General features: G+C 70.1%; 14 protein-coding genes and 1 pseudogene. 9 read left to right on the top strand and 6 right to left on the bottom strand.

Features of this window, described 5'->3' with window-relative positions:
- Window positions 1-44: 44 nt before the first annotated feature.
- Window positions 45-1067: an Lrp/AsnC family transcriptional regulator gene (locus tag ACTWQR_RS33615; RefSeq protein ID WP_443231029.1), complete on the top strand. Its 1023-nt coding sequence runs from the start codon at window positions 45-47 to the stop codon at window positions 1065-1067.
- Between the two features lie 260 nt (window positions 1068-1327).
- Here ACTWQR_RS33615 and ACTWQR_RS33610 read toward each other — a convergent pair whose 3' ends face one another.
- The gene (locus tag ACTWQR_RS33610; RefSeq protein ID WP_443230981.1) at window positions 1328-1726 is read right to left on the bottom strand and encodes a DUF3099 domain-containing protein; all 399 of its coding nucleotides are present in this window, start codon (window positions 1724-1726) and stop codon (window positions 1328-1330) included.
- Window positions 1727-1971: 245 nt separating this feature from the next.
- On the opposite strand from ACTWQR_RS33610, the gene ACTWQR_RS33605 reads away from it, so the two are divergent.
- Window positions 1972-2247 (top strand): GlsB/YeaQ/YmgE family stress response membrane protein, encoded by a 276-nt coding sequence (locus ACTWQR_RS33605; RefSeq protein WP_443230980.1) that lies wholly within the window; start codon window positions 1972-1974, stop codon window positions 2245-2247.
- Window positions 2248-2460: 213 nt separating this feature from the next.
- On the opposite strand, the gene tyrS is transcribed toward ACTWQR_RS33605, so the two are convergent.
- The 3 genes and pseudogenes from tyrS to ACTWQR_RS33590 form a co-directional block, all read right to left on the bottom strand.
- Window positions 2461-3729 (bottom strand): tyrosine--tRNA ligase, encoded by a 1269-nt coding sequence (gene tyrS / locus ACTWQR_RS33600; protein ID WP_443230979.1) that lies wholly within the window; start codon window positions 3727-3729, stop codon window positions 2461-2463.
- A 57-nt stretch (window positions 3730-3786) separates the two neighbouring features.
- Entirely contained in the window at window positions 3787-5181 is a 1395-nt protein-coding gene (locus tag ACTWQR_RS33595) for a metallopeptidase TldD-related protein (RefSeq protein ID WP_443230978.1), read from the bottom strand.
- Window positions 5178-6742: pseudogene (locus ACTWQR_RS33590) on the bottom strand (TldD/PmbA family protein). The gene ACTWQR_RS33595 and the pseudogene ACTWQR_RS33590 overlap by 4 nt, the downstream one beginning before the upstream one ends.
- Before the next feature lie 147 nt (window positions 6743-6889).
- Between ACTWQR_RS33590 and fabG the strand changes: the two are divergent.
- The 3 genes from fabG (at window position 6890) to ACTWQR_RS33575 (ending at window position 8923) form a co-directional block, all read left to right on the top strand.
- Window positions 6890-7594, top strand: a complete 705-nt coding sequence (fabG, locus tag ACTWQR_RS33585) for a 3-oxoacyl-[acyl-carrier-protein] reductase (protein ID WP_443230977.1) — start codon at window positions 6890-6892, stop codon at window positions 7592-7594.
- Window positions 7595-7599: 5 nt separating this feature from the next.
- Window positions 7600-8367, top strand: coding sequence for an enoyl-ACP reductase FabI (gene fabI / locus ACTWQR_RS33580; protein WP_443230976.1), 768 nt, complete (start codon window positions 7600-7602; stop codon window positions 8365-8367).
- Between the two features lie 205 nt (window positions 8368-8572).
- A complete protein-coding gene (locus ACTWQR_RS33575; protein ID WP_443230975.1) occupies window positions 8573-8923 on the top strand; it encodes a hypothetical protein in 351 nt (116 codons plus the stop codon).
- On the opposite strand, the gene ACTWQR_RS33570 is transcribed toward ACTWQR_RS33575, so the two are convergent.
- Entirely contained in the window at window positions 8907-9614 is a 708-nt protein-coding gene (locus tag ACTWQR_RS33570) for a FadR/GntR family transcriptional regulator (protein ID WP_443230974.1), read from the bottom strand. The two genes, ACTWQR_RS33575 and ACTWQR_RS33570, sit on opposite strands and share 17 nt — an antisense overlap.
- A gap of 137 nt (window positions 9615-9751) precedes the next feature.
- Between ACTWQR_RS33570 and ACTWQR_RS33565 the strand changes: the two genes are divergently transcribed.
- The 4 genes from ACTWQR_RS33565 to ACTWQR_RS33550 all read left to right on the top strand — a co-directional run bounded on the left by ACTWQR_RS33565 (window position 9752) and on the right by ACTWQR_RS33550 (window position 12345).
- The gene (locus ACTWQR_RS33565; RefSeq protein ID WP_443230973.1) at window positions 9752-11092 is read left to right on the top strand and encodes a CynX/NimT family MFS transporter; all 1341 of its coding nucleotides are present in this window, start codon (window positions 9752-9754) and stop codon (window positions 11090-11092) included.
- Between the two features lie 135 nt (window positions 11093-11227).
- Window positions 11228-11344 (top strand): SGM_5486 family transporter-associated protein, encoded by a 117-nt coding sequence (locus ACTWQR_RS33560; protein ID WP_443230972.1) that lies wholly within the window; start codon window positions 11228-11230, stop codon window positions 11342-11344.
- A 190-nt stretch (window positions 11345-11534) separates the two neighbouring features.
- The gene (locus ACTWQR_RS33555; RefSeq protein ID WP_443230971.1) at window positions 11535-11750 is read left to right on the top strand and encodes a hypothetical protein; all 216 of its coding nucleotides are present in this window, start codon (window positions 11535-11537) and stop codon (window positions 11748-11750) included.
- 76 nt (window positions 11751-11826) lie between these two features.
- Window positions 11827-12345, top strand: coding sequence for a SixA phosphatase family protein (locus ACTWQR_RS33550; RefSeq protein ID WP_443230970.1), 519 nt, complete (start codon window positions 11827-11829; stop codon window positions 12343-12345).
- Window positions 12346-12459: 114 nt separating this feature from the next.
- Here ACTWQR_RS33550 and serB read toward each other — a convergent pair whose 3' ends face one another.
- Window positions 12460-13665: a phosphoserine phosphatase SerB gene (gene serB, locus ACTWQR_RS33545; protein ID WP_443230969.1), complete on the bottom strand. Its 1206-nt coding sequence runs from the start codon at window positions 13663-13665 to the stop codon at window positions 12460-12462.
- Window positions 13666-13839 lie beyond the last annotated feature (174 nt).

The following is a 13839-nucleotide window of genomic DNA, read 5'->3' as shown; positions in this document are numbered from 1 at the left end:
ACGTGGCCGTCAATTCGCAGGATTCGTTCAGTGAGGCGCTCGACATGCAGGAAAAAGGACCACCGCAGGAGCTCGAAGAACTCGACCTCGCGATCGTCAACGCCCTGCAGATCCAGCCGCGAGCCCCCTGGGCCCTGGTCGGCCAGGCGCTCGGCGTGGACGCGGTCACCGTCGCCCGGCGCTGGAAGCGGCTCACGGACAACGGTGCCGCCTGGGTGGACGGCTATCTGGTCCCGGCCGCCGACGGCAGGGTCCTGGCCCAGGTCGAGATCGTCACCGAGGCCGCCCAGGCCTCCCGGGTCGCCCAGCTCCTCGCGCACGACGTCCAGGCGATGAGCGTGAAGCAGACCTCGGGCGCCCGGGACATCCTGGCCATCGTCTGGGCGTACGACCTCGACGGTCTCGTCGACTACATCGGCGAGCGGATCTCCCGCTGCCCCGGTGTGCGCTCGACGCGCTCGCACGTCGTCACCGCCGCGCCCTTCGAGGGCAGCCGCTGGCGGCTGCGCAGCCTCTCCGCCGACCAGCGCGCCCTGCTCCGCCCGCCCGAGCAGCAGCCGACGCCCGCGGAGCCGCTGCGCCCGCTCGACCGGCGCATCGTGGTGGCCCTCGGCGAGGACGGCCGAATGCCGCTCAACCGGCTCGCCGAACGCACCGGCACCAGCGTGGCCACCGCACGACGCCGCCTGAACCAGCTGCTCACCACCGGACAGCTCGTCCTGCGCTGCAGCCTGGCCCGCCCGCTGACCGGCTGGCCCGTCTCCGCCGTCTACTTCGCGTCCGTTCCGGCCGAACACCTGGAGGCGGCCTCGGCCTCACTGCGTACGCTGCCGGAGCTGCGGCTGTGCGCGATCACCGCGGGCCCGCACAACCTGATCCTCGACGTGTGGCTGCGCGGCGTCCACGACGTACACCGTCTCGAAGCGCACCTGGAGAAGGAAATGGCGCACCTGCGGTTCCGGGTCGGAGACCGAGCGGTGGTGCTGCGGACGGAGAAGAACGTGGGCCGTGTGCTGGACCGGCGCGGCTACAGCGTGAAGGCGGTGCCGATGGAGCAGCTGGACTGACCGCCTGCAACCTGCCTGGGCCGACCGCCGAAGCCGCTGGAACGGCCGTGCAAGTGCTGGAACGGTTGCACAAAAGGCGACGCCGAGCAGCCACGGGGGGAGCTGCCCGGCGTCGGTCCGTCGCTCCGACGGGGGATGCGGAGCGCGTACGAAGTATGTCACGGGTAACCCGCCGCCCGGCACTGGAACAGCATGATTGATCTGAGCTTTTCTTGAGCTTGGCGCGGCCCTTGATCCTCCGTTCGGAGGATCGTCCGTGGTCAGGTCTGCGGTCGGGTCCGCTCGTGCGGCTCGTCCCGCACGCCTACCCCGGGATCGGCCGTGACGTCTTCCGGGACGGATTCCGCGGGGCCGCCCGGAGTGGGGCTCGTGAGCATCGGACGGGTGGGCGCCGTCACGAACGTGGACGGCAGTGAGGGCGCGTTCTCCCGGCCCGCGTTGGCGATCACCACGGCGATGTAGGGGATGACGGCTCCGAGCACCAAAGCCACGACGGCGACGTGCCGTTCGACGTTCCAGAGGGTGGCCGCGAGGATCACCGCGACCGTGCGGACGGCCATCGAGATGATGTAGCGGCGCTGCCTGCCGCGTACATCGTCGGCGAGTCCCTGCCTGGCTCCGGTGATCCGGAAGACCTCGACGTCGCTCTGCTTCCGCATCACGTTCCACCACCCGCCTGTATCGGACGCTCCCCGGCCCGTACCCGGTCCGTACCCGGTCAGGGAACCAGGCCCGAACAGTCCCCACGTTACGCCGCGACTGCGCCGCCTACGAGAGCGGGGCAGGTCCTGTCCGAGTGGGGACGACTGCGCCGTACCGCGTATGGGTGTGCCCGGCATGCGCCGTACGGCAGGCAGGCCGAGACTGAGCGAAATGCTCACGTCGAGCCGTACAGGAGGCAGCCATGGGCTGGTTGTGGGCGATCATCGTCGGGTTCGTGCTCGGCCTCCTGGCCAAGGCGATCATTCCGGGCAAGCAGCACAGCCCGCTCTGGCTGACCACGATCTTCGGGATCATCGGCGCCATCGTGGGCAACGCGATCGCCCGAGGCATCGGCATCGACGAGACCAACGGCATCGACTGGGGCCGCCACGGCCTCCAGCTGGCGGCAGCGGTCGTCGTCGTCTTCTTCGGCGACATGCTGTACTCGGCGGCACGGGGCAGCAGAAGGAGAGCTTGAGGGTACGGGCGAAGGGGGCCGGTTCCCTCAGGGAACCGGCCCCCTTCGTCGCGCACCGTAAGGGGCGCGGGGCTGGGACGCTATGCGGCTCCGCCGCCGCGATGGGGGTCCCCCCGCTCGAGCGACGCCGAGAGTGGGGGAGCGCTCAGCCACGACGGGCCCGCACATTTACGTACCCGTACCGCCCTTCCCGCGGAGCGCCCGGCGGAGCGATCAGACCCCGGTGACCTCGACGGCCGCCAGATTCTTCTTGCCGCGCCGCAGCACGAGCCAGCGCCCGTGCAGCAGGTCCTCCTTGGAGGGAACGGCGTCCTCGCCGACGACCTTCGCATTGTTCACGTACGCCCCACCCTCCTTGACCGTGCGGCGCGCGGCCGACTTGCTGGCCACGAGACCGACCTCGGCGAAGAGATCCACCACCGGGCCGAGCTCGGCGACCTGGACGTGCGGCACCTCGGAGAGCGCCGCACCCAGCGTCTTCTCGTCGAGTTCACCCAGCTCGCCCTGGCCGAAAAGGGCCTTTGACGCGGCGATCACGGCGGCCGTCTGGTCGGCGCCGTGCACCAGGGTCGTCAGCTCCTCGGCGAGCGCGCGCTGGGCGGCGCGCGCCTGCGGACGCTCCTCGGTCTGCTTCTCCAGCTCCTCGATCTCCTCGTGGGACCTGAAGCTGAAGATGCGCAGGAACTTGGAGACGTCCCGGTCGTCCGCGTTCAGCCAGAACTGGTAGAACGCGTACGGCGTCGTCATGTCGGGGTCCAGCCAGACCGTGCCCGACTCCGTCTTGCCGAACTTGGTGCCGTCCGCCTTGGTGATCAGCGGCGTGCCCAGTGCGTGCACCACGGCCTCGGGCTCGACCCGGTGGATCAGCTCGGTGCCCGAGGTGAGGTTGCCCCACTGGTCGCTGCCGCCGGTCTGCAGCGTGCAGCCGTACCTCCGGTAGAGCTCCAGGAAGTCCATGCTCTGCAGGATCTGGTAGCTGAACTCCGTGTAACTGATGCCCGCGTCGGAGTTGAGCCGCCGGGAGACGGCCTCCTTCGCGATCATCTTGTTGACCCGGAAGTGCTTGCCGATGTCCCGCAGGAACTCGATGGCCGACATCCCGGACGTCCAGTCCAGGTTGTTGACCATGATCGCCGCGTTCGGCCCCTCGAAGTCCAGCAGCGGCTCGATCTGCGCGCGCAGCCGCTCGACCCACTGGCCCACGACGTCCGGCGCGTTCAGCGTGCGCTCCGAGTCCGGCTTCGGGTCGCCGATCAGGCCAGTGGCGCCCCCGACCAGGCCCAGCGGGCGGTTGCCCGCCCTCTGGATCCGGCGCATCGTGAGGATCTGCACGAGGTTGCCGAGGTGCAGGCTGGGCGCGGTCGGGTCGAAGCCGCAATAGAACGTGACGGGACCGTCCGCGAACGCCTTGCGCAATGCGTCCTCGTCAGTGGAGAGGGCGATCAGCCCGCGCCACTGCAGTTCGTCGACGATGTCCGTCACGGTTCTCGTATCTCCTTGGATGATCTTCGGGCAGTCGGGTGACAGCCAGCTACGAGGTTATACGCCCTGACTGACAGAGCTCATATTGAAGTCCGGCACCCGCAGCGCGGGCATCGCGGCCCTGGTGAACCAGTCGCTCCACTCACGAGGCAGCGTCTTCTCCGTCCGCCCCGCCTCGACCGCCCGCCCCAGCAGATCCACCGGCGACTCGTTGAACCGGAAGTTGTTCACCTCGCCGACGACCTCGCCGTTCTCCACGAGGTAGACGCCGTCCCGAGTCAGCCCGGTGAGCAGCAGCGTCGCCGGATCGACCTCGCGGATGTACCAGAGGCAGGTCAGCAGCAGACCCCGCTCGGTGGCCGCGACCATCTCCTCCAGGGACTTCTCCTCGCCGCCGTCGAGGATCAGGTTGCTGATCCCGGGGGCCACCGGCAGACCGGTCAGGCCGGCACTGTGCCGGGTGCTCGTGAGATGCGCGAGCTCGCCCGCGCGCACCCAGTCGGTGGCCCGGAGGGGCAGCCCGTTGTCGAAGACGGAAGCATCGTCTCCGGAGGAGTGCGCGAGCACGAAGGGCGCGGACTCAAGACCCGGCTCGTTCGGGTCGCTGCGCAGCGTCAGCGGCAGGTCGGTGAGCTTCTCACCGACGCGCGTACCGCCGCCGGGCTTGCTGAACACCGTCCGCCCCTCGACCGCGTCCCGGGCCGCCGCCGACCACATCTGGTAGATCAGCAGGTCCGCGACGGCGGTCGGCGGCAGCAGCGTCTCGTACCGTCCGGCGGGCAGCTCGACCCGCCGCTGGGCCCAGCCGAGCCGCACGGCCAGCTCCGCGTCGAGCGCCGCCGGGTCCACGTCCTTGAAGTCCCGCGTCGACCGCCCGGCCCACGCCGAACGCGTACGGTCCGGAGACTTGGCGTTCAACTCCAGCGTCCCGTTGGGCTGGTCGTGACGCAGCCGCAGCCCCGTCGACGTACCGAGATAGCTCGTGACGAGCTCGTGGTTGGCGAAGCCGTACAACTCGCGTCCGCCCGCACGCGCGCGTGCGAACGATTCGCCGAGCGCCGGAGCGAAGTCCGCGAAGACGGCCGACGAGGTCTCGGCGGGCGCGTCCGTGAAGTCGGGGGAGGCGGGCACCCCCTCGACGAGCGGCTGCGCGTCCTCGGCCGGGCTCGCGCCGCGGGCCGCGGACTCGGCGGCCCGCACCAGCGGCTCCAGCTCGTCGGGGGTCACGGCCGAGCGCGAGACGACACCGGAGGCGGTGCCCTCCCGGCCGTCGACCGTCGCGATGACGGTCAGCGTGCGCCCGCGCGTGACGCCGTTCGTGGTCAGCGCGTTGCCCGCCCAGCGCAGATTCGCCGTCGAGTGCTCGTCGGCGATCACGACGCAGCCGTCGGCCCGGGACAGTTCGAGGGCGCGCTCGACGACCTCGTGCGGCTTGTTGGTCGTCGTGGTCATCGCCCGGCCTCCTGCGTGGTGTTGAGAATGTTGACGCCCTTGAAGAGTGCCGACGGGCAGCCGTGCGAAACCGCGGCGACCTGGCCGGGCTGGGCTTTGCCGCAGTTGAAGGCACCGCCCAGGACGTACGTCTGCGGGCCGCCGACGGCGGCCATGGAGCCCCAGAAGTCGGTGGTCGTCGCCTGGTACGCGACATCCCGCAACTGCCCCGTGATCCGCCCGTTCTCGATCTTGAAGAACCGCTGCCCGGTGAACTGGAAGTTGTAGCGCTGCATGTCGATCGACCAGGACCGGTCGCCGACAACGTAGATCCCGCGGTCGACGCTCCCGATCAGGTCCTCGGTGGACATGCCGGCGGGATCCGGCTGGAGCGACACGTTCGCCATGCGCTGTACGGGAACATGGCCCGGGGAGTCGGCGTACGCGCAGCCGTTGGACCGCTCGAACCCGGTCAACTTCGCGATCCTGCGGTCCAGTTGGTAGCCGACCAGCGTGCCGTCCTTCACCAGGTCCCAGGACTGCCCGGCCACCCCCTCGTCGTCGTACCCGATGGTCGCGAGGCCGTGCTCGGCGGTGCGGTCACCGGTGACGTTCATCAGCTCGGAGCCGTACCTCAGCTTGCCCAGCTGGTCGAAGGTGGCGAAGGAGGTGCCGGCGTACGCGGCCTCGTAGCCGAGCGCGCGGTCCAGCTCGGTGGCGTGCCCGATGGACTCGTGGATGGTCAGCCACAGGTTGGACGGGTCGACGACGAGGTCGTACAGACCCGCCTCGACGCTCGGCGCCCGCATCTTCTCTCGGCGAGCAGCTCCGGGATCCGCCCGAGTTCGGACTCCCAGTCCCAGCCGGTGCCCGTCAGGTACTCCCAGCCGCGCCCGACCGGCGGCGCGATGGTGCGCATCGAGTCGAACTCGCCGCTCGACTCGTCGACGGCCACAGCGGTCAGCTGGGGATGCAGCCGTACACGCTGCTGCGTCGTCACCGTCCCCGCCGTGTCCGCGTAGAACTTGTTCTCGTGCACCGTCAGCAGCGAGGCGTCCACGTGACTGACGCCGTCCGCCGCGAGCAGCCGCGCGCTCCAGTCCGTGAGCAGCCCGGTCTTCTCCTCGTCCGGCACGGAGAAGGGGTCCACCTCGTACGAGGAGATCCAGGTCTCCTCGGAGTGCACCGGCTCGTCGGCCAGCTCCACGCGCTCGTCGGAACCGGCCGCCTTGATCACCTGGGCGGAGAGCTTCGCCATCGCCACGGCCTGACCCGCGACCTTCGCCGCCGCGTCCATCGTCAGGTCCACGCCCGACGCGAACCCCCACGTGCCGCCGTGCACGACCCGCACCGCGTACCCGAGGTCGGTCGTGTCCGACGATCCGGCGGGCTTCGCGTCCCGCAGCCGCCAGGCGGCGCTGCGCACCCGCTCGAACCGGAAGTCCGCATGCTCGGCGCCCAGCGCCCGGGCCCGCGCGAGCGCCGCGTCGGCCAGGGCCCTCAGCGGCAGTGCCGTGAAGGCTTCGTCGATGGAATGAGGCACGGGGGTCTCCCTGCTGTCGTTGCCTGTCGGTCCGATCATGTCGCGCGGACGGGCCTGCGGCCACATCTTTCTGTAGGGATCCGACAGGGAGTCCCGTACGCCACTGTCGGTGCCCGATTCTCCGTAAGGGGGGCGGTACCGATAGGTTTTTGAGGTACCAGACCGGCCTATCGAAAGGGTGATCCGTTGAGCCGCTCGGTTCTCGTCACCGGAGGAAACCGGGGCATCGGCCTCGCCATCGCCCGCGCTTTCGCCGACGCGGGCGACAAGGTCGCGATCACGTACCGCTCGGGTGAGCCCCCGGAGGGCTTCCTGGCCGTCAAGTGCGACATCACCGACACCGAGCAGGTGGAGCAGGCCTACAAGGAGATCGAGGCCGAGCACGGCCCGGTCGAGGTGCTGGTCGCCAACGCCGGCGTCACCAAGGATCAGCTGCTGATGCGCATGTCCGAGGACGACTTCACGTCCGTCCTGGACACCAACCTGACGGGCACCTTCCGGGTCGTGAAGCGCGCCAACCGCGCCATGCTGCGCGCCAAGAAGGGCCGCGTCGTGCTGATCTCCTCGGTCGTCGGGCTCATGGGCTCGCCGGGCCAGGCGAACTACGCCGCCTCCAAGGCCGGCCTCGTCGGCTTCGCCCGCTCGCTCGCCCGTGAGCTGGGCTCGCGCAACATCACCTTCAACGTCGTCGCGCCCGGCTTCGTCGACACCGACATGACCAAGGTGCTCACCGACGAGCAGCGCGCGGGCATCGTGAAGCAGGTGCCGCTCGGCCGGTACGCGCAGCCCGAGGAGATCGCCGCGACGGTGCGGTTCCTCGCCTCGGACGACGCCTCGTACATCACTGGAGCCGTCATTCCGGTTGACGGCGGACTGGGAATGGGTCACTGATCACCATGAGCGGAATTCTCGAGGGCAAGCGCGTCCTGGTCTCCGGTGTGCTGATGGAGTCCTCCATCGCCTTCCACGCCGCCAAGCTGGCCCAGGAGCAGGGCGCCGAGGTCATCCTGACCGCGTTCCCGCGGCCCACGCTGACCGAGCGCATCGCCAAGAAGCTTCCCAAGCCCGCCAAGGTCATCGAGCTGGACGTCAGCAACGACGAGCACCTCGGGCGGCTGGCCGACCTGGTCGGAGAGGAGCTGGGCGGCCTGGACGGCGTCGTGCACTCCATCGGCTTCGCTCCGCAGGACGCCCTCGGCGGAAACTTCCTCAACACGCCGTTCGAGTCGGTCGCCACGGCCATGCATATCTCGGCGTTCTCCCTGAAGTCGCTGACGATGGCCTGCCTGCCGCTGATGCAGAACGGCGGTTCCGTCGTCGGCCTCACCTTCGACGCGCAGTACGCCTGGCCGCAGTACGACTGGATGGGCCCGGCCAAGGCCGCCCTGGAGGCGACCAGCCGCTACATGGCGCGCGACCTCGGCAAGCAGAACATCCGCTGCAACCTCATCTCCGCGGGCCCCATCGGCTCGATGGCCGCCAAGTCCATCCCGGGCTTCAGTGAGCTGGCCTCCGTCTGGGACGACCGCGCCCCCCTGGAGTGGGACCTCAAGGACCCCGAGCCGGCCGGCCGCGGCATCGTCGCCCTGCTGAGCGACTGGTTCCCGAAGACCACCGGCGAGATCATCCACGTCGACGGCGGTCTGCACGCGATCGGCGCGTAAGCGTTTACGCGAACGTCTTCGTACGGTGCCGACGCCCCGTTCTCCCGCAGCGCGCGGGGAGCGGGGCGTCACCCGTTCGGCCCCACCGGCCGGGCGGAGAGGGGTGGCAACCACCCACTCTGGAGTAGGAGTTCCCCCGGTAGTCCCCTGGTAGGAGTTCCCCTCCCGAGATGCCCTCCCCAGCACGGCCGAGGAGGTCCCCCTTGTGCGCTCGCCCCAGAGCTTCGCTCCGTTGCTGGCTGCCCTGACCCTCCTGCTCGCACTGCCCTGTGACGCGGCATCGCACGCCACGAAAACCGTCCCCCACGCGCGTGTGCCCGCCGAGAGGCCCTTCGGGGCGGCGTGCCGGACCGCGGTCGACGGTTCGTACGTGACGGCGTACTGCCACAACCCGTATCCGGAGCCCGACCACGTCGGTCTGCACATCGAGTGCGAGCGGTGGTGGGACATCGACAGCGACGGGACCCTGGTCGAGGCGGGACCGGCGCAGACCGTGCGGCTCACCGGCCGCTGCTGGAAGGAAGTCCGCTCGGCCTGGGTCAGTCACCAGAGGTGACGTCCGGGTACTTCCGGCCGAGCTGCCCCGGGCGGCACATGAACGGATAGCCGGCTGCCTCCGTGGCCGCGGCTTCGGCGTCGCCCGCCCGGATCGCGTCCACCAGGCGCGCGTGGTCCATGTACGTCTCGGGCGTCAGCTCCCCGCCCACGTCCTCGCGCAGCCAGTCGCGCACGACCTCGCCCAGGTCCGCGTACATCGCCGTCATGACGTCGTTGTGGGACGCGGCCATCACCGCCAGGTGGAAGGTCGTGTCGGCGGTCACGAAGGCCTCCGCGTCGCCCGACTCCCAGGCCTCGTCGCGGCGTACGAGGAGTGCGTCCAGCTGCTTGAGGTCGCGCCCGGTGCGGCGCTCGGCGGCCAGCTTCGCGGCGCTGGACTCCAGCGTGGAGCGCAGCTCCGCGATGTGTCGCGGATCGGCGTCGGCGAAGCGGCGGTGCATCACGCCCGCCAGCTCACTGGTCGCCCGGACGTAGGTCCCCGAGCCCTGACGGATGTCGAGCAGACCGTTGTGCGCGAGCGCGCGGACCGCCTCCCTGACCGTGTTGCGGGCCACCCCCAGCTGCTCGACCAGCTCCGGCTCGGTGGGGATGCGGGAGCCCACCGGCCACTCGCCCGAGGTGATCTGGTTCCGCAGCTCGGCGATGACCTGCTCGGACAGCGCCGATCGACGGGGGTGGCTCAGCGGCATGACGGTCCTTCGTGCCAGGGGTGCACCGGGATGCGTGTCAGGAATGCGTGTCAGATCGTGCGGCAGGAGGTTGTCCACCGGGATCGTGCACCGAAGGGTTGGACAACCAATCATCCCATGATTCTATGATGGCGTTCATGACTGGCGAGGAAACCCGGACGACGATGTCCGAACCGATACGCAGCTCCGCACAGGACGCAGGACTCCAAACACCCGCCACGCGCGCGTGGCGAACGCGTCTGGTGATCGTCGGCATCGTTCTCACGGCCCTCAACCTGCGCCCCGCCATCACCAGCCTCGGCGCCCTCCTCGAAGAGGTGCGCGACGGGCTCGGCATGAGCGGGAGCGTCGCCGGACTGCTCACCTCCGTACCGCCGCTCTGCTTCGCCGTCTTCGGCGTCACGGCACCGCGCCTCGCCCGCCGCTTCGGACCCGGCGCCGTGGTCTGCGCCGGCATGGTGGCGATCAGCGCGGGTCTGGCGATCCGGCCCTTCGCCGGGAACACGGCCGGCTTCCTGGTCGCCAGCGCCCTCGCGCTCATGGGAATCGCGGTCAGCAACGTCCTCATGCCTGTGATCGTCAAGCGCTGGTTCCCGGACCGGGTCGGCTCCATGACCGGCCTCTACTCCATGGCCCTCGCGCTCGGCACCGCCGCCGCTGCGGCTGTCACAGTGCCCATGGCCCGGGCGCTGGGCGGCAGTTGGCAGTCAGGCCTCGCCGTCTGGGCGGGGCTCGCGGCCGTCGCCGTGCTGCCGTGGATCCCTCTCGTACGGGCCCGGGGCACGGCGTTGTCCGCCGACGCCGGCGCCGCCCCGGCCCGTGGTGCGGCTCCGGCTCCCACTACCGGCTCGGCGTCCGCCGCACGCCAGGAGCCCGCCGCGCTGCGGATCACCCGGAGCCGTACGGCCTGGGCGCTCGCCGTCTTCTTCGGGCTCCAGGCCACCGCCGCGTACATCACGATGGGCTGGCTGCCGCAGATCTTCCGCGACGCGGGGGTCCCGGCGGGCACGGCCGGACTGCTGCTCGCCGTCACGATGGTGATGGGCGTGCCACTGGCCTTCGTCATACCGCGGCTGGCCGCGCGCCTGCCCCGCCAGGGACCGATCGTGGTCGCCCTCGGCGTCTGCGGTCTCGCCGGGTACGCGGGGCTCTATTTCGCCCCGGCCGGCGGCGCCTGGGCGTGGGCGCTGCTGCTCGGCGTCTCCAACTGCGCGTTCCCGTTGGCCCTCACGATGGTCGGCATGCGGGCCAGGACCGGTGCGGGGGTCGCTCAGCTGTCGGCCTTCGCACAGAGCGCGGGTTACTTGATCTCGATCCCCGGCCCGCTCCTCGTGGGTGTGCTCTACCAGCACAGCGGCGGCTGGGGGTCCCCGATCGCGCTGATGACGGGCCTGATGCTCCCGCAGATCGTGATGGGCGTCCTGGCCGGGCGCGACCGCACCGTCGAGGACGAGGCCGCGCTGGGACACCGCCGGTGAGCCCACACCCCAACGGTGAGCCGACCTCGCCGGTGATCCGACCGAGGTAGTGATCCGACCGAGGTGGTGATCCGACGCCGATGGTGAGCCGACCCCGCCCGTGAAGGGGCGGGCGAAGAGTGCGAGACTGACCGCATGCCCGTGCTAGACCCGAACCCCCAGAACGGCCAGAAGAAGATGCTGCTCGTCTTCGGCGCGTTCCTCGCCATCTTCGTGATCATCGGCATTATCGCGACGATCGCCTCACCGTGACCCGTCGTCTCAGGTGCACATGACCCGTTCCGGGCGCGATGGTGGGGCTAGCCCCACCGTCCCCTAGGGGGCGAGTGTCAGGGTCAAGTGGGTGGATCACCGGATGGGTTGAGGGCTCCGGATTCCGTAACTTCGAGGTGTGACCGCGAGGACGCGGAGCACGGATCACCCGAACACCCACGGAGGCGGCATGTCGGCCCTTACGCACACCCGGCCCCACCCGGCGACCAGGGGTGGCGTCGGGACCAGGCTGCCCTGGTGGGCCGTCGTCCTCCCCGCGCTCGCCTTCGTGGCGCTGCTGCTGCTCATACTCAACCCCGCGGACGCCCAGGCGGCGAGCGGTGACCCCGCGGTCGGCAGGCTCTTCGAGCGCGTCCAGCAGATCGTGCTGCACCAGGGCTCCTGAGCTCCCTTTGCCCCATGTCGGGGCGGCCAGTCAACTCCCTGCGCCCCGTGGCGTGTTTCATGCGAAGCTGGGACCCATGAGCGTCGCAGAACCCCGCAGGATTGTCCTTTTCCGGCATGCGAAAGCCGACTGGCCCCAGGTCCCCGACCACGAGCGGCCCCTCGCTGAGCGGGGCCGCAAGGACGCCGCCGCCGCCGGACTCAAGCTGGCAGACACAGGCATCCCCTTCGATCTGGCCCTCTGCTCCACAGCGATCCGGACCCGCGAGACATGGAAACTCGCCGTCCAGGAGCTCCCGCACCGGCCGAAAACGGTCTATGAGGAGCGGCTCTACGAGTCTTCGCCCGGTGAGCTGATCGCCGTGCTCAACGAAACCCCGGACGACGTGCAGAACGCCCTACTGATCGGCCACAACCCCGGCGTGCAGGGCCTCGCCGACATCCTGGCCGGCCAGTCCGAGGGAGACGCGCAGGAGCGGATGGGCCGCCGCGGCTTCCCCGCCGCGGCCTTCGCGGTGCTCTCCTTCTCCGGCTCCTGGAAGAGCCTGGAGCCCGGCGCGGCCACGCTGATCGAGTACTGGGCGCCGTCCGAATAACCCCACCTCGACAGTGTCGACAGCGACGGGCCCGGCACCACCATGTGTCGGGCCTGTCGCTGTAGCGGCACTCCCGTGCAGAGGTCCCTGCCGCGAGGCACTCCGTCGGAGCACTCAGTCCACGTGCATGTCCGCCGCCTCGACCTCTTCCCGCGTCACGCCCAGCAGATACAGGACCGTGTCCAGGAAGGGGAAGTTCACGGCGGTGTGCGCGGCCTCACGGACGACCGGCTTGGCGTTGAAGGCGACGCCGAGGCCGGCCGCGTTCAGCATGTCCAGGTCGTTGGCGCCGTCCCCGACCGCCACGGTCTGCGCGAGGGGCACACCCGCCTCCGCGGCGAACCGGCGCAGCAGCCGAGCCTTGCCCGCGCGGTCCACGATCTCGCCGGTGACCTTGCCCGTCAGCTTCCCGTCGACGATCTCCAGGGTGTTGGCCTGGGCGAAGTCGAGCCCGAGCCGCTCCTTCAGATCGTCCGTGACCTGCGTGAATCCGCCCGAGACGACACCAACCTGGAAGCCGAGCCGCTTCAGCGTACGAATCAGCGTGCGCGCTCCAGGCGTCAGCCGCACCTCGCTGCGCACCTTGTCCACCACGGAGGCGTCGAGCCCCTTGAGCAGCGCCACGCGTGCGTGCAGCGACTGCTCGAAGTCCAGCTCCCCGCGCATCGCGGCCGCCGTCACCTCGGCGACCTCGTCCTCGCACCCGGCGTGCGCGGCGAAGAGCTCGATGACCTCGTCCTGGATGAGCGTCGAGTCCACGTCCATGACCACCAGGCGCTGGGCACGCCGGTGCAGCCCGGCCGCCACCACCGCGACATCGACGCCGAGGGCCGCCGCCTCGGTCACCAGCGCGGTGCGCAGCTTCTCGGTCTCCGTACCGGACACGGCGAACTCGACAGCGGTCACCGGGTACTTGGCCAGCCGGAAGATACGGTCGATGTTGCCGCCGGTCCCGGTGATCCGGGCGGCGATCGCGGCCGTCGACTCCGCTGTGAGCGGGTGTCCGAGCACGGTCACGAGCGACCTGCCGTGCCCGCGCGGGCGGTTGTCACCGAGACCGGAGATGATCTCGGCCTGCAGCTTCATGGAGTCCGCCCAGCTGTGCACCGTGGCGCGCAGGTCGCCCTCCAGGCCGGCCGGCGGCAGGGTCACAAGGGCGCACAGCACTATCCGGCCACGGGTGACGACCTGCTCGATGTCGACCACGTCGACCTGGTAGGCGGCGAGGGTGTCGAAGAGCCCGGCCGTGATACCGGGACGGTCCTTGCCGAAGATCTTGACAAGGAGAGTGGGGAAATCAGAGGTCTGCGAAGCGCTCATGGTCTTCCCACCGTATCCGGCACCCCGTGCCGGACGCCCCTGAGGTCCGCCTGACGGACAGCGAACAGTGGGTGTCATGGAGGTGTCGCCGCTCTTCACGGGCCATGGCGCCCGCGTGTCACCTCGTGCCTCGGTGCCCCAGCGCCCGGTGCCCGGCGTTCCGTGCCTCGGGGC

It is taken from the genome of Streptomyces sp. 2A115 (assembly GCF_052245575.1).
GTDB lineage: Bacteria > Actinomycetota > Actinomycetes > Streptomycetales > Streptomycetaceae > Streptomyces.
Note: the sequence above shows the minus strand (reverse complement) of the source record. Positions and strands in the feature narration are given on the sequence as shown.